This window comes from Microbacterium murale (genome assembly GCF_030815955.1).
Lineage (GTDB): Bacteria > Actinomycetota > Actinomycetes > Actinomycetales > Microbacteriaceae > Microbacterium > Microbacterium murale_A.
Genome location: NZ_JAUSXK010000001.1, coordinates 291,096 through 305,650 on the forward strand (window position 1 = coordinate 291,096; position 14,555 = coordinate 305,650).

The 14,555-nt window shown below is 67.2% G+C and carries 17 protein-coding genes; 5 read left to right on the forward strand and 12 right to left on the reverse strand.

Translation table 11 applies throughout. The features are described from left to right. Positions 1-5: 5 nt before the first annotated feature. Entirely contained in the window at positions 6-380 is a 375-nt protein-coding gene (locus tag QFZ46_RS01485; RefSeq protein WP_307357608.1) for a LysM peptidoglycan-binding domain-containing protein, read from the reverse strand. 308 nt (positions 381-688) lie between these two features. On the opposite strand from QFZ46_RS01485, the gene lexA reads away from it, so the two are divergent. Beyond that, positions 689-1,375 (forward strand): transcriptional repressor LexA, encoded by a 687-nt coding sequence (lexA, locus tag QFZ46_RS01490; protein ID WP_307357609.1) that lies wholly within the window; start codon positions 689-691, stop codon positions 1,373-1,375. 118 nt (positions 1,376-1,493) lie between these two features. Further along, entirely contained in the window at positions 1,494-3,353 is a 1,860-nt protein-coding gene (locus tag QFZ46_RS01495; RefSeq protein ID WP_307357611.1) for a S9 family peptidase, read from the forward strand. Between the two features lie 4 nt (positions 3,354-3,357). Here the strand turns inward: QFZ46_RS01495 and smpB are convergent, their stop codons facing one another. The 3 genes from smpB to ftsE form a co-directional block, all read right to left on the reverse strand. After that, the gene (smpB, locus tag QFZ46_RS01500; protein ID WP_307357614.1) at positions 3,358-3,834 is read right to left on the reverse strand and encodes an SsrA-binding protein SmpB; all 477 of its coding nucleotides are present in this window, start codon (positions 3,832-3,834) and stop codon (positions 3,358-3,360) included. Between the two features lie 69 nt (positions 3,835-3,903). Then, complete coding sequence (gene ftsX / locus QFZ46_RS01505) at positions 3,904-4,818, reverse strand: permease-like cell division protein FtsX (RefSeq protein WP_307357616.1); 915 nt, start codon at positions 4,816-4,818, stop codon at positions 3,904-3,906. Beyond that, on the reverse strand, positions 4,815-5,867 hold the full coding sequence (gene ftsE, locus QFZ46_RS01510) for a cell division ATP-binding protein FtsE (protein WP_307357618.1): 1,053 nt from the start codon (positions 5,865-5,867) through the stop codon (positions 4,815-4,817). The genes ftsX and ftsE overlap by 4 nt, the downstream gene beginning before the upstream one ends. Before the next feature lie 134 nt (positions 5,868-6,001). On the opposite strand from ftsE, the gene QFZ46_RS01515 reads away from it, so the two are divergent. After that, positions 6,002-6,826, forward strand: a complete 825-nt coding sequence (locus tag QFZ46_RS01515) for a DUF2510 domain-containing protein (protein ID WP_307357620.1) — start codon at positions 6,002-6,004, stop codon at positions 6,824-6,826. Positions 6,827-6,832: 6 nt separating this feature from the next. On the opposite strand, the gene prfB is transcribed toward QFZ46_RS01515, so the two are convergent. Next, a complete protein-coding gene (prfB, locus tag QFZ46_RS01520) occupies positions 6,833-7,942 on the reverse strand; it encodes a peptide chain release factor 2 (RefSeq protein ID WP_307357621.1) in 1,110 nt (369 codons plus the stop codon). 49 nt (positions 7,943-7,991) lie between these two features. Here prfB and QFZ46_RS01525 point away from each other — a divergent pair, with 49 nt between their 5' ends. Together QFZ46_RS01525 and QFZ46_RS01530 are read left to right on the forward strand one after the other, a co-directional pair. Further along, entirely contained in the window at positions 7,992-8,807 is an 816-nt protein-coding gene (locus tag QFZ46_RS01525; protein WP_307357623.1) for an endo alpha-1,4 polygalactosaminidase, read from the forward strand. A gap of 59 nt (positions 8,808-8,866) precedes the next feature. Next, a complete protein-coding gene (locus tag QFZ46_RS01530; RefSeq protein ID WP_307364458.1) occupies positions 8,867-10,084 on the forward strand; it encodes an MFS transporter in 1,218 nt (405 codons plus the stop codon). A gap of 10 nt (positions 10,085-10,094) precedes the next feature. Here the strand turns inward: QFZ46_RS01530 and QFZ46_RS01535 are convergent, their stop codons facing one another. From QFZ46_RS01535 to QFZ46_RS01565, 7 genes are read right to left on the reverse strand one after another with little or no spacing between them, the layout of a single operon-like run. After that, positions 10,095-10,520 (reverse strand): pilus assembly protein TadG-related protein, encoded by a 426-nt coding sequence (locus QFZ46_RS01535; RefSeq protein WP_307357624.1) that lies wholly within the window; start codon positions 10,518-10,520, stop codon positions 10,095-10,097. Continuing rightward, positions 10,517-10,972, reverse strand: a complete 456-nt coding sequence (locus QFZ46_RS01540) for a TadE family protein (RefSeq protein WP_307357626.1) — start codon at positions 10,970-10,972, stop codon at positions 10,517-10,519. The genes QFZ46_RS01535 and QFZ46_RS01540 overlap by 4 nt, the downstream gene beginning before the upstream one ends. After that, positions 10,941-11,342 carry a TadE/TadG family type IV pilus assembly protein gene (locus QFZ46_RS01545; protein ID WP_307357628.1) on the reverse strand — a complete coding sequence of 134 codons (402 nt, stop codon included), beginning with the start codon at positions 11,340-11,342 and terminating at the stop codon, positions 10,941-10,943. The genes QFZ46_RS01540 and QFZ46_RS01545 overlap by 32 nt, the downstream gene beginning before the upstream one ends. 1 nt (position 11,343) lies before the next feature. Beyond that, positions 11,344-11,544 (reverse strand): hypothetical protein, encoded by a 201-nt coding sequence (locus QFZ46_RS01550; RefSeq protein WP_307364708.1) that lies wholly within the window; start codon positions 11,542-11,544, stop codon positions 11,344-11,346. A 44-nt stretch (positions 11,545-11,588) separates the two neighbouring features. After that, positions 11,589-12,527, reverse strand: a complete 939-nt coding sequence (locus QFZ46_RS01555; protein ID WP_307357629.1) for a type II secretion system F family protein — start codon at positions 12,525-12,527, stop codon at positions 11,589-11,591. Further along, positions 12,524-13,384: a type II secretion system F family protein gene (locus tag QFZ46_RS01560; protein WP_307357630.1), complete on the reverse strand. Its 861-nt coding sequence runs from the start codon at positions 13,382-13,384 to the stop codon at positions 12,524-12,526. Before QFZ46_RS01560 ends, QFZ46_RS01555 begins: the two co-directional genes overlap by 4 nt. Continuing rightward, complete coding sequence (locus QFZ46_RS01565) at positions 13,381-14,523, reverse strand: CpaF family protein (protein ID WP_307357632.1); 1,143 nt, start codon at positions 14,521-14,523, stop codon at positions 13,381-13,383. The genes QFZ46_RS01560 and QFZ46_RS01565 overlap by 4 nt, the downstream gene beginning before the upstream one ends. Positions 14,524-14,555 lie beyond the last annotated feature (32 nt).

Below are 14,555 nucleotides of genomic sequence, written 5' to 3' on the forward strand. Positions count from 1 at the left end.
GGAGTTCAGTCGGCGTACTCCGCGGGGATCGCGAGTTGCTGGCCGACCTGCAGCGAACCGCCGCCGAGCGCGTTGAGCTTCTCGATCTCGCTGATCACCGTGCGGGGGTCTTCTCCGGGGGCGACGTCTTCGGCGATCGCCCAGAGCGTGTCGCCGGGCATCACCGTGACCGTGTCGAAGTCAGTGGTCTCCACTGCCTCGCCGGAAGCGAGAGCAGAGCCGCCGCTGAGAGCAGCGAACCCGATCCCTGCAGCCAGGGGGAGCGCCGCGAGGGCGACCAGCAGCCGACGTCCGCGTGCCGTCAGTCGCAGTCGCGTCGAAGCACTGGACGTTGCACGTACGGAAGGGACTGCGGGGGCGCTGATGCTGATGGTGCTCATGTGACTCTCCTCTGCCTCTTGGCTGCCTCTGGACTTTCGCCTTTTGGCGTAGCGTTCGCATTCGCCGCTCGGCCGGGAGCGGGGAATGCGAAGCTACGTACCGAATGTATCTTCGAATTCGAACATCTGTCAAGACCTATTCGAAACCCACCCGCTGAATTTACCGACACGCTCGAACAGATCTTCCGTTTCGGTGTGTTTCTCGGATACGGTTTCGATACGAACACCACACCACGGGCCACCGACATTCGAAGATGAGCGCCGTGGACACGACGATCAGCACCGTGAGCGCGCACGAAGGAGCACCCATGAGCGACATCTCCGTCCCCAGCCCTGAGGCCCCGCGCACCCGTCGGCGCAAGAACCTCAGCGCGAAGCAGCTGGCGATCCTCGAGGTCATCCAGACCTCGATCGCACGGCACGGCTATCCGCCGAGCATGCGCGAGATCGGCGACGCCGTCGGTCTGAAGTCGCTTTCGAGCGTGACCCACCAGCTCGGGCAGCTGGAGCTGAGCGGCTATCTGCGCCGCGACCCGGGCAAGACCCGTGCCATGGAAGTACTCATCGACCTGCCCGGCACCAGCGGCGAGAACCCCGCCGACTCAGCCACTCCGGTCGGCGATGCGGCGATGGTGCCGCTGGTCGGTCAGATCGCCGCCGGTATCCCGATCACGGCAGAGCAGCAGGTGGAGGAGATCTTCCCGCTCCCCCGCCAGCTCGTCGGCAAGGGCGATCTGTTCATGCTCAAGGTCTCCGGTGAGTCGATGATCGACGCCGCCATCTGCGATGGCGACTGGGTCGTCGTGCGCACGCAGAACACGGCGGAGAACGGCGAGATCGTCGCGGCGATGCTCGACGGCGAAGCCACTGTGAAGACGTTCCGCCAGCGCGACGGACACACTTGGCTCCTCCCCCGCAACTCCTCATTCGAGCCCATCCTCGGCGACGACGCCGTTGTGCTGGGGAAGATCGTCGCGGTGCTGCGCGCGGTCTGACGGCATCCACGAAGAACCGCCCCTCCGGATTCGGAGGGGCGGTTCTTCGTCATTCGGACATCAGACGGCGACGACGTCCACGCGGCTGCACACGGCAGACGCCGCTTAGGCTCGAAGCATGCAGCCGTACGGAACCTGGCCGTCCCCCTTCCACGCCGCCGATATCGCATCATCCGCCCCGCGCATCGACGGTGCCCGTTTCGTCGGCGACGAGATCTGGTGGGGGGAGTCGGTGCCCGCCGAGGGCGGTCGTGTCACGGTGCGCAGTTCGACTGGCGACGTGCTGCTGCCCGAGCCCTGGAGTGCGCGATCGCGAGTGCACGAGTACGGCGGCGGCGCGTGGACGGCGGATGCTCACGGCACGCTGTTCTTCGTCGACGCCGGCGACCAGCGCGTGTACCGGATGCGGCCGGGCGCGGAGCCGGAGCCGTTGACACCCGAGGGTCCGAACCATGGCGGACTCCGTCTGCAGCACGGGCGCCTTCTCGCCGTGCGCGAGGATCTGTCTGTGGAACCGCACCGGCGCGCCATCGTCGAGATCCCCACAGATGGCTCCGGTCTTGCCGACGCGGACGCCATGCGCGTGTTCGTCCAGGGCAGCGCGTTCTTCGCCCACCCCGCGCTCTCCCCCGACGGCACCCGCATCGCGTGGGTCGAGTGGAGCGGACGCCAGATGCCATGGCAGCAGGCCATGCTCAGCATCACCAACGTCGGCGGCGACGTCTTCGCCGACACCCGCGCTCATGCTGCCTTGCAGCCCGAGTGGATCAGCGATTCAGAGCTCGTCTACGCCGACGATCCCACCGGCCGCTGGAACCTGTATCGACGGCGGATGGACGGGCTTGAGGCTTCCATGCCGGAGGCCATCGCACCGGCCGACGCCGACACAGGCTACGGCCTGTGGGTACTGGGCAACCGCTGGTACCAGCCGCTCGCCGACGGCCGCATCGTCGCCGTGCGCACGAACGGCTCGGACGAGGTCGTGCTGATCGGGAGCGACGGGTCAGAGAAGCGCCTGGATGTGCCGGCCACTGCTCACGTCAGCATCGACGACGCGTCCGGCACGCGTGTGCTGCTCTCCGGCGGCGGAGCGAACGTGAGCGCAGGTCTGTGGACCGTTGACGTGGATTCGGGAGCCGTCGAACGCATCAGAGGCGGCATACGTTCCGATGAAGCGTGGATGCCGCCCGCCTCCCGCATCGCATTCGAGGGCGCGAACGGGCCGGTGCACGCCTTCGACTACGCGCCGGCGAATCCCGATGCCGCAGCGCCAGACGCAGAGCTTCCGCCGTACATCGTCTTCGTGCACGGAGGTCCGACCGCGCACGTCGCAGGGGCGGCCTCCGCAGCCATCGCGTTCTACACGAGCCGCGGCATCGGCGTGCTGGATGTGAACTACGGCGGCTCGACCGGCTACGGCCGCGCCTACCGCGAGCGGCTCGACCGCGAATGGGGAATCACCGACGTCGACGATGTGCTGGCCGCCGCGCGCGGGCTCGCCGAATCCGGACGTGCGGATCCGAGTCGCATCGCGATCCGCGGCGGCTCAGCGGGAGGATGGACGGTGCTCGCGGCACTCGTGCGCGGTGGCGTGTTCGCCGCAGGGATCAGTCGTTATGGTGTGACCGACCTGCGCGCCCTGGCCGAAGACACGCACGACTTCGAGAAGTACTACCTCGACGGCCTGGTGGGCCCGCTGCCCGCTGCCGAACAGGTCTACATCGACCGCTCCCCGCTCACCCACGTCGAGCAGATCGATGTGCCTGTGCTGCTGCTGCAGGGCGCCGATGATCGCGTCGTCCCGCCATCGCAGTCGGAGTCGATCCGCGACGCGCTGGCGGCACGAGGCATCCCGCACGAGTACGTCGTCTACCCGGGTGAGGGGCATGGGTTCCGCCGCGCGGAGACGATCATCGACGCGCTCGAGCGCGAGCTGCGCTTCCTCGGGAAAGTGTTCGACTTCCAGCCCGAGCTGTAGAGGTTTAGTCCCCCACGCGATTGCGCAGGCGCATCGCGCGCTGGGCCTCTCGGGTGTCCTGGCGTTCACGCAGCGTCTGGCGCTTGTCGAACTCGCGCTTGCCCTTCGCGAGAGCGATCTCGACCTTGGCTCGCCCGTCCGAGAAGTACAGCTTGAGCGGGATCAGCGTGTACCCGCCTGCGGACACCGCATGCTGCAGCTTCTCGATCTCCTCGCGGTGCAGCAGCAGCTTGCGAATCCGCTTGGCCGAGTGATTCGTCCAGTGCCCCTGCGAGTACTCGGGGATGTGCACCGAGTCGAGGAAGATCTCATTCCCCTTGACGAACGCGTACCCATCGCTGAGGTTCGCGCGGCCCTGCCGCAATGACTTCACTTCGGTGCCGGTGAGCACCATCCCCGCCTCGTACGACTTCTCGATGTTATAGTCGTGACGTGCGCGACGATTGGTCGCGACGACCTTCTCCCCGCGTTCCCTGGGCATGATGCTCTCCTGATCCGTGCCGCGCCGAACGCACGACAGCCCATCAGTCTACAACGACGCAGACGGATGCTAGGTGCGCAGCCAGCGACGAATCGCGAAGCCGGCCGACAGCGCAGCAAGAAGCACACCGATGCCGATGAGTACGGGCACGACGAGCGCAGCATCCTGCATCGTCACCCAGGTGGTGATGAACGGCACCCGGCCCTTCAGATAGCCGTTCACGCCGAAGTGCACGCCGGCGACCACGGCGGCGCTGGCCAGCACCGAGCCGATGAAGGCGGCGAACACGCCCTCCAGCACGAACGGCGTCTGGATGAATCGGTTCGAGGCGCCCACCAGGCGCATGATCCCGATCTCCTTGCGTCTCGCATACGCCGACAATCGGATCGTCGTGGCGATCAGCAGGATGGCGGCGATGAGCATGAGTACCGCGATGCCGACGGCGATGTAGGTCGCGACGGTGAGAGCGGAGAACAGCGGATCGAGATACTGCAGCTGGTCACGCACCTCCTCGACACCGTTGATGCCGGCGAAAGCCTCTACGATCACCTGCGATTGACCGGGGTCCTTGAGCGTGACGTAGAACGTCTCCGACATCTGCTCCTCGGTGAGCACACTCGCCTGCTCTTCGCCGAGGAGTTCGGTGATGTTCGCGTAGGCCTCTGCCTTGTTCTCGAATCGGAGGTCGCCGATGAGCGAGGCGAGCGGATCGCCTTCGAGTTCTGCGCGCACCTGGTCGACCTGCTCCGGTGTGGCGGCGCCATCGAGACAGCTCTCGCCCGTCGAGACGGTCGAGCACATCGAGACAGACACCTGGGCACGCTCGGTCCAGTAGTCGCGCATGGTGCTGATCTGGCCCTGCATGAGGATCGCCGCGCCGACGAACGTGAGCGACACGAATGTCACGAGCACGACCGAGATCACCATCGAGATGTTGCGTCGGAGGCCCCCGAGGGCCTCGGCGAGGATCAGCCCCACTCTCACGATGTCGGCCCCACTTCTTCGTCGTCGCCGCTATCCGCGAGCCCGAGGCGGTCGGCGACTCCGAGCTCGGCGACGTCGACCTCCGGAAGGATGATCGGGTGGGTGCGAGGGCCGACAGCGGTCGGCGCGGGCTCTGCGGCCGGCGCGGGCTCTGCGGCCGGCGCGGATGCGGGGGTGTCAGCGGCAGAATTCGTCTCGGCAGCCGGAGCGCCTGCGGCGCTCCGCGCCGCTCTCATCGACGCGATCATCTCAGCGGTGAGCGGCTCGAGCGACTCCGTCTGACGCTGCACCTCCTGCACCGCGGTGAGCGCGGCCGTCGCGGCGGCGCCCCGCTCCTGCTCCGGCACGAGCTGCGGAATCATCGACCGATCGCCGTATCCGCCGTGCACTTCATCGCGCACCATCTCACCGTCGCGGAGTTCGATCACTCGGCGCTGCATCTGATCCACGAACGCGGCCTCGTGAGTGGCCATCAGCACGGTCGTGCCACCGGCGTTGATCCGCGCCAGCAGTTGCATGATGTCGACGGAGGTCGCCGGGTCGAGGTTTCCGGTCGGCTCGTCGGCGAGCAGTACCTGCGGACGGTTCACGAGTGCACGGGCGATCGCGACGCGCTGCTGCTCTCCGCCGGACAGCTCGTGCGGCATCCGCTTCTCCTTGCCGTCCAGCCCTACGAGGGCCAACGCCTCCGGCACCGCCTGCTGGATGAAGCCGCGGGAGGATCCGGTCACCTGCAGGGTGAAGGCGACGTTCTGGAACACGGTCTTGGTCGAGAGCAGACGGAAGTCCTGGAAGACCGAGCCGATATGGCGGCGGAAGTAGGGCACTTTACGGTTCGCCAGCGAACGCAGGTCGCGGCCGAGCACGGCGACGCGCCCTGCGGAAGGGACCTCTTCTCGCAGGATGAGCTGGAGGCAGGTGGACTTCCCTGAACCCGACGCACCGACGAGGAAGACGAATTCGCCCCGTTGGACCTCGAAGTCGACGCCGGCGAGGGCCGGTCGCTTCGTGCCGCGGTAGCGCTTGGTGACGTTCTCGAACCGAATCATGGCTTTACGAGCCTAAGCGCGCGCCCCTCGCTCGCCGCGAGCGACACCCCGCCCAGATCACCATGCCGACGGTATGCGACCGCATCCTGCTATATATGACCTGACGAGATGCATCCGGGATGCCGGAGGGGAGCATGATGACGGCACCTGCCGGCTGGTATGGGGATGGTTCAGGGCGACAGCGATGGTGGGACGGTGCCCGATGGACCGAGCATGTCTTCGACCCTGTGCCCGCCCCTGTGGCGGAGACCGCCGAGACGCTTCCCGCGTTCGCGCCCCCGTTCGTCCTGCCCCCGCAGACCACGATGGCTCCGACGATGCCTGCGGTCGCACTCGACCACCGAGGAGTGCCGTCGGCGACGCCCGCACCGACCGGAGCCCGTCGGTCTCGCAAGGGGCTGATCTTCGGGCTGATCGGAGCCGCCGTCGTCATCGTGGTGGTAGCGGTGGTGGCGATCCCGTTCTTCATGCCGACCGACCAGCCGGCAGCAGAGGATGACGGTCAGAACCCCCTGATCGCTCCGTGGGAGATCCGCACGCACGAGCCGGAAGCCGAAGAAGCCGAGAGACAGCAGGAGGCGGAAGAGGAGGAGACCGTCTACTGGGATGAGATCGAGCTCGGAGACTGCTGGCGATACGACGAGGAGGACTGGTCGGCGGGCTATGCGGACATCGTGTCGTGCACGCTGACCCACTCCGACGAGATCTATTACACGTACACGATGGACGGTGCCGAGTTCCCCGGAGACAAAGCGGTGATCAAAGAGGCGACCGCCGTCTGCATGGCGGAGTTCGGTACCTTCGTCGGCATTCCGTATGAGGACTCTGAGCTCGACTTCTGGGCGATCACGCCCACCGAGGTCACCTGGAACACCGCCGATGACCGCGTCGTGCAGTGCTCGATCTTCGATCCCGAGACGAACGCACTTACCGGCGCGCTCAAGGGTGCCGAGCGCTGAACCGACTCAGTCGTCGTCTTTGCGCTTGCGCCAGCGGATGCCGGCCGAGATGAAATCGTCGAGGTCGCCGTCGAACACCGCCGCGGGGTTGCCCGATTCCTGACCGGTGCGGAGGTCTTTGACCAACTGCTGGCCGTACAGGAAGTACGAGCGCATCTGGTCGCCCCAGCTCGCCGTGATGTTGCCCGCGAGCTCTTTCTTCTTCGCCGCTTCTTCTTCCTTCTGCAGCAGCAGAAGTCGGGTCTGCAGCACACGCATGGCGGCGGCACGGTTCTGAATCTGCGACTTCTCGTTCTGCATCGAGACGACGATGCCGGTGGGAAGGTGCGTCAGGCGCACGGCCGAGTCGGTCGTGTTGACGGACTGGCCACCGGGGCCGGACGAGCGGAAGACGTCGACGCGGATGTCGCCCTCGGGGATCTCGATCGCGGTGGCCTCTTCCATGAGCGGGATGACCTCGACCGCGGCGAAGCTGGTCTGACGCTTGTCGGCAGAACCGAACGGGCTGATACGTGCGAGCCGGTGCGTACCGGCCTCGACCGACAGCGTGCCGAAGGCATAGGGAGCCGTGATCTCGAAGGTCGCGGATTTGATGCCGGCGCCTTCAGCGTAAGACGTGTCCATGACCTTGGCCGGGTACTTGTGCTTCTCGGCCCATCGCAGATACATGCGCATGAGCATCTCGGCGAAGTCGGTGGCGTCGTCGCCGCCTGCGCCGGAGCGGATCGTGATGATCGCCGAGCGATCGTCGTACTCGCCATCGAGGAGCGTCTGCACCTCGAGCTGGTTGATCACGGAGGTGAGGGCCGCGAGTTCCGCCCGCGCTTCCTGACCTGATTCCTCATCACCCATCTCGTTGGCGAGATCGACGAGGACCTCGAGATCGTCCAGGCGCTGCGCGATGCCGGTGATGCGAGCAAGCTCGGACTGACGGTGGCTGAGGGCGCTGGTCACCTTCTGAGCGCGCTCGGTGTCGTCCCAGAGGTCGGGTGCGCCCGCTTCCTCACTGAGACGGGCGATGTCTTCGCGGAGTCGCGAAACATCGACGACCTCGCTGATATCGCCGAAGGTTTGCCTGAGCGCCTGAATTTCGGCGGAGAGATCTAGTTCGAGCATGACACCCCAGCCTATCCTGCCCCGGTTAGTCTGAGGTGTGGGTATCCGCGTGAGACGACCCTTCGGCGGCGCGGCCGCCGCGGCGACCGTGCTCGCCCTCGCCGCCTGCGCGGCTTCCGGGCCAGCGGCAGACCCGGCCGATCTCGCCGTCCTGCCCCACGACGCGGTGTTCGACTACCAGCTCGGCGGAGGATATCCGCCCGCCGATGATGTCACGGTGGTCGTGCGTGATCGCAGTGATGCACCAGAGGCCGATCTGTACTCGATCTGCTACGTCAACGCCTTTCAGACACAGCCGGGCGAGCTCGACGACTGGCCGTCGGATGCCGTGCTCGTCGACGACTCCGGACTGTCCGTGCGCGACCCGGACTGGCCCGACGAAGCACTGTTGGACATCTCCTCCCCCGCCGGGCAGAAGATCGTCGTCGCCACCGTCGGCGATTGGATCCGTCAATGCGCGGCGGACGGATTCGATGCGGTCGAGTTCGACAACCTCGATTCATTCACGCGGGCCGGCGGACGGATATCGGTCGACGACGGCCTCGACGTGGCGGCGAGGCTGGTCGCTGTCGCGCACGCTGCCGGCCTCAGCGCCGGCCAGAAGAACGCCGCCGAATTCGCCGCCATGTTCCACGATGAAGCGGACTTCGACTTCGCCGTCAGCGAGGAGTGCGCCGCGTACGACGAGTGCTCCGCGTATGTCGAGTCATACGGCACAGGTGTGCTGAACATCGAGTACACCGACAATCTGCCGCGTCCATTCGCAGAGGTGTGCGCCGATGCGGACTCGCCACCCGCGACGATCCTGCGTGACCGCGACCTTGCGACGCCCGCCGATCCTGCGCACCGCAGGGAGGCGTGCTGAACGCGGAGTAGCGTGGCCCTGTGAGCAACGCGTCATCGGTCCTGAGACAGTTCGGACCGATGGTGTACCTCCCCACCGTGCTCTTCGCCCTCGGCGAGGGCGCCGTCATCCCGCTGATCCCGGTGATCGCGGCGAACATGGGCGCCGACGTCGCCTCCGCCGCGCTGGTCGCATCCGCGCTCGTGATCGGGCAGCTGTGCGGCAATCTTCCCGCCGGGTGGGCCGTGGCCCGCATCGGCGAGCGCTTCACGATGGTGATCGCCGGGGTGATCTCCATCATCGCCGTGGTCGGGATGGTCTTCGCCCCAGTGATCGCGGCGTTCGCGGCATCCGTGTTCCTTCTCGGTTTCTGCGCCGCGGCATTCGGCCTCGCGAGGCACGCGTTCATGACGACGCGGGTTCCGGTCGCGTTCCGGGCCCGCGCGCTGTCGCTGCTGGGCGGCAGCTTCCGCCTCGGTGTGTTCGTGGGACCGTTCGTCACCGCCGCCCTGCTGCAGGTGTTCGGCAACGAGCACGCCGCGATCTGGTTCTTCCTCGGCTGCCTGATCGTGATGGTGGTGCTGGTGCTGTTCGGGCCAGACCCGGAGAAGACCACGCCGCCGATCGCGTCGAGTTCGACCCTCGCGGAAGACTCGGGCGAAGCGGTGACCGGCTCGATCCCGACTCTGGAGCGCGTGGGCATCTTCCGGACCATGTGGAACTACCGTGGTGTGCTCGGGCGATTGGGACTCGCCGCCGCATCGCTGTCTGCCGTGCGGTCTGCTCGACAGGTCGTGCTGCCGCTGTGGGGCGTGTCGCTCGGACTGGACGCGCAGACCATCGCCCTGGTCGTCGGCGTCTCCGGAGCGATCGACTTCGCTCTGTTCTACGCCAGCGGTCAGGTGATGGATCGCTTCGGCAGGCTGTGGGCTGCGATGCCGGCGATGATCCTGATGGGCGCCGGGTTCCTCGTGCTCGCATTCACGCACGACGGGGAATCCGCGGTCCTGTGGTTCGGGATGCTTGCGGCGGTGCTCGGAGTCGGCAACGGGCTCTCGAGCGGCATCCTGCTGACGCTCGGCGCCGATACCGCCCCGAAGCAGGAGCCCGCGGCGTTCCTCGGCTCCTGGCGGACGCTCACGGACGCCGGCGGCGCCATCGCGCCGCTGATCGTTTCCGGCGTCACCGCGATCGCTTCGCTCTCGGTGGCATCCGGCGTGATCGGCGTCGTGGGGCTGCTCGGCGCACTCGGGTTCATCCGCTGGATCCCCCGGTTCAGTCCGCGGGACAAGCGATAGGGACCAGACCTCACTGCAGGGCGGTCCGGCTCGTGGCCGTCGCCTCCAATGGCACACCATCCGGCACGAACGGTGAGAACAGCGGCGGGTGCCAGGCCGCCGCTACCGTGACGCGCGCCGTCACTCCGTCGGGAGCGGATGCCGAGACGAGTGCTGCCTCGGTCGTCACGGCGTCGATGATCGCGACAGCCTGCTCCCGTACTCCGGCGTCGGTCAACTCCGCACGCACAGCGTCCCCGTCGACGACAAGCGTGAACCCGTCGGCCCCGGCGAGCGCGGCAGCATCCGCGAGGGAATCGAGTCGCTTCTGTGCGACGTAGAGGTCTGTCGCGCAGGTGCACACGAAGACCACGGCGATCGCGAGCACGACATAGCCCAGCAGAAGCGGAAGGATGCTGCCGCCCTCATCCTGCGCGAGAGACCGTGGCTGCGTCATCCGGTACCCCACAGGCGCGATACCTTCTGCGCCGCGGCGGCCTCGAGTGGGATGCTCGCTGCCTTGTCGAGCCCGAAGATGGGCGGTACCAACGGCAGCGAGACGCGGGCGCTCACCGTGACGATCACAGTCGCGCCGGCCGATGGGCAATCGGCTCCCGCCGGTGTGCAGGACATGGACACATCGACGCTCGCGGCATCCATTCCGTACTCCTCGATCACACTCGCCAGCACGGCGTCGCTGTTCGACGCCGCGGAGTCGATGTCGTCCGCCTGGCCGATCACCCTTGCGGTGTGCCGAGCCGCTGCCTCGACACCGAGGAGGCTCTCCTGGATCGCGCCGAGAGTGATGACGAGGTACGCGAGCGGCACGAGCAGGATGACACCGACCGTGATGAACTCCAGTGCCGCGGAGCCGTCGTCATTCTTCGCCCAGAGTCTCCACCGGCGCATCCGCGTTCACCTCCATCGCATACGGGATGCCGAGCAGACCGATGATTGGCAGCGTTGTGCGCACAGTCACGACTGCAGTCACGTGTCCCAGCCGGTCGCTCTCGGAGACGGCGATGTCTTCCGCATAGGTCGCACCGACCGCCCGGGTGATCGACTCCCGGGTGCGCTGCGCGCCCTCCTCCAGTGCGGTATCGGCGAGCGCCGCGTAATGCGCGCCTTCGACGGCTGCATCGTGCACGACGTTGCGCACGTAGACGGCGAAGCCCAGTTGCAGCACGGCGAGGGTCAAGACGGTGAGCAGCGAACCGACGAGCACGAACTCGACCGGGCTCGACCCGCGCTCATCCGCCGCTGCCTCCCGCCAGCGCACGTCAGAGCCCGGACACTCGCGAGATGGCCTGCTCGAACAGCCCGGTCAGTGCGGGGCCCGCGACCGCCCAGATCAACACGACCAATCCGGCCGTCATCAAGGTCACCAGAACCCATCCAGGTACGTCTCCGGTTTCGTCTTCGGCGAGCGCTCTGGCATCGGCGGCCATAGCCGCCCACCAGCGTCCGATTGCTCTCATCATCAGTCCTCTCGTAAATGGTCGGTCTTGCGTGACGTGGCTCGGATTCAGCCGAGTCCGAGCCGCAGGATGAACAGCCCTGGGAATACCGCGAACAGCACGCTCAAGGGCAGGATCAGGAAGACAAGCGGCAGCATCATGTAGATCTCGCGACGACCTGCCTGCTCGATGAGCACGCGTTTCGCATCCTCGCGCGCGTCGGCGGCCTGCGAGTGCAGTACGCCGGCGAGCGGCGCCCCGTGCTCGAGCGCAGCGATCACCTGGTCGACCGCGCGCGACAGCCCGGGCAGTCGCAACCGCGCAGCCATCTCCCCGAGCGCATCCGCCAGCGAGGAACCGGTGCCGACAGCGAGGACCACCTGCCGCAGTTCTTGTGTGAGCTCGCCGGAGCCGATCGATGCGACGCGGCGCAGCGCGTCGAAGAACCCCTCTCCGGCCGACAAGCACAACGCGAGGAACTCCAGTGTGGTCGGCAGCTCATCGCTCAGCCGACCCATCCGCGCCTTGACACGCGCGGAGAGCAGAATGTCCACGATGATCGCGCCGGCCGCGGCGACCAGTATCGGCAGCACAGCCGCCGGTGGCGTCATCCGACCGCTCAGCGCGAGGATCACGACCAGGACGCATCCGACGCCGAGTCCCGCCATCGCCCACGCGAGCTGGCGAGCGCGGAAGGAGGCAGGCGCCTCGTCGATTCCGGCCTGCGCGAGCCGCTGCGCCAGCGCGTCGCTGCCGCCCAGCCCTCGCACGAACATGTTCTTCAACCGCTCCCACCCGTTCCCTGGCAGGAGAGGAAGCACGCCCGCTCGCGGAAGGATGCCGGACGGCAGCGCCGCATCGTCGACGACGTCCCTCACATAAGGCGCGATGCGCGTGGTCAGCGAGGCGGCACGCCAGCGCGGCGCCGCAGCGAAGATGCACAGAATGCCGGCCGCCAGGAGCCCGCCGAGCAGGATCGCCATCGCCGCATCTGTGACCCCGCTCATGCGAACCACCGTCTGGGTTCCGGGAGCCGACCGATCCGCACCATGATGCGGAACGCCACGACGGAGACAGCCGCACCACCGCAGATCACGAGCACGCCCTCTGGACTCGTATACGCCTGCGCGCCCTCCGGACGCAGCGCCAGCAATCCGAGAATGACCCATGGCGCGACGACTCCCAGCACCGCCGCTCCGCGGATCCACGACTGCCGCGCCTCGACTTCTCCGCGCAGCGCGGCATCCGCACGCACCGATGACGACAACGCCCGCAGCACTCCGGTGAGTTCGGTTCCGCCCACCTGGCGCGCCATCTTGAGGGTCTCGACGATCCGGTCGGCGATGGGGTCGGCGAGTGAGGTCTTCAGCCGCTCGATGCTGCTCTCGAAACGGCCCGTGGAGTGCAGGTCTCTGGCGAACACGGCGAACGCCGGACGCACCATCGCGGGTGCCGACTCTGCGAGCGATGCCACCGCATCCGGCAGCGACAGGCCTACACGGATCGAAGCGATCAGGAGGTCGCAGACGTCAGGCCACAGCTGCCTTCGCGCCTTGAGCAGTCGCAGACGACGCGACCGCAAGAACGCGACCGGGGCGGACGCTCCTCCGATCGCGGCGAGAACCGCCAGCGCCGGGATGCCGGTGATCAGCCACACGGCGGCAGCCGCAGCCAGCGCGACGGCGATGATCACCACCACGACGGTGCGTTGCGGAACCGATGCGTAGCCGGCCTCGTCGATCAATCGAACGAGCCACCCGCGTCCGGCAGCAGGACGTTCGTCCTTCTCTCGGTGCGGCCACAGCCACGGCGACGCACACAGAAGCAGCCCCGCAGCGAGAACCGCACCGACGAGCAACGTCATACCGCCGGCTCCGCCCGAAAGAGCGATCGCGTGATGATCCGCCCCTCCACGACTTCGCCGGTCGGAGCGATCACCTCCGTGACACGACGACCGCCCGCGGCATCACGCGCGCAGTGCACGACCATCGACACCGACGCCGCAAGAGCGGGGGCGATGAACGCGCGATCGATGTTCCGCCCGGCCAGCAGCGGCAGGATCGTGAGCTTCTCAAGAGCCTCCACCGCCGAGTTCGCGTGCACTGTTCCCGCGCCCGGCACGCCGGTGTTCAAAGCGAGCACCAAGTCGAGGGCTTCCGCGTCGCGGACTTCACCGACGACGAGGCGATCCGGCCGCATGCGCAGGGCTTCTTTCACGAGGCGTCGCAGCGTGATCTCTCCGCTGCCCTCCAGACTCGCCTGGCGCCCCTGCAACGCGACGAGATCGGGCCCGTCCACGGCCAGTTCGAAGGTCTCCTCCACGGTGATGATGCGTTGCGTGCCCGCGCACGAGGCCAGCAGAGCACCGAGAAGCGTGGTCTTGCCGGCATGGGTCGCGCCGGACACGATCACACTGAGCCCGTCTCGCATCGCACGGCTCAGCATCTCCGCGACGTGAGCCGGCAGCGTTCCCAGTTCGACCAGCGCCTCCAGAGTGCGGTATCGAGGCAGGAACTTGCGGATGTTGACGGCCCACGAGCCTCGAACGACATCGGCGATGGCGACATGCAGTCGCGAACCATCGGGCAGGGACGCATCGACGAACGGCTGGCTGATGTCGACGCGGCGGCCGGTGGCCTGCAGCATCCGTTCCACGAGGTCGCGCACCATCGCGTCGGTCAATCGCAGTGGGAGTCGTTCCGATACGCCTTCACGGGCGACGTAGACGCGGTCGGGCCCGTTCAACCAGATCTCCTCGATCTCGGGATCATCGAGGAGCGGTTGAAGGGGCCCGAAACCGCTGACCGATGCGAGAACATCCCGCACGCAGGCCGTCTCATCATCGATCGTCGCTTCCCCTCGCGACAAAGCCAGGTCGTTGTGCCGTCGCACCTCGGCCTGCGCGACCCGCCTGGCCTCCTCCGGCGCCAGAGAAGGATCAGTCCGCTCCGCGCGCAGACGCCGGCGCACACGCTCGGCGACGACGAGGGAGGTCTGGCTCACACGGGCATCCTCGCAAGAATCAGAAGCCGGCC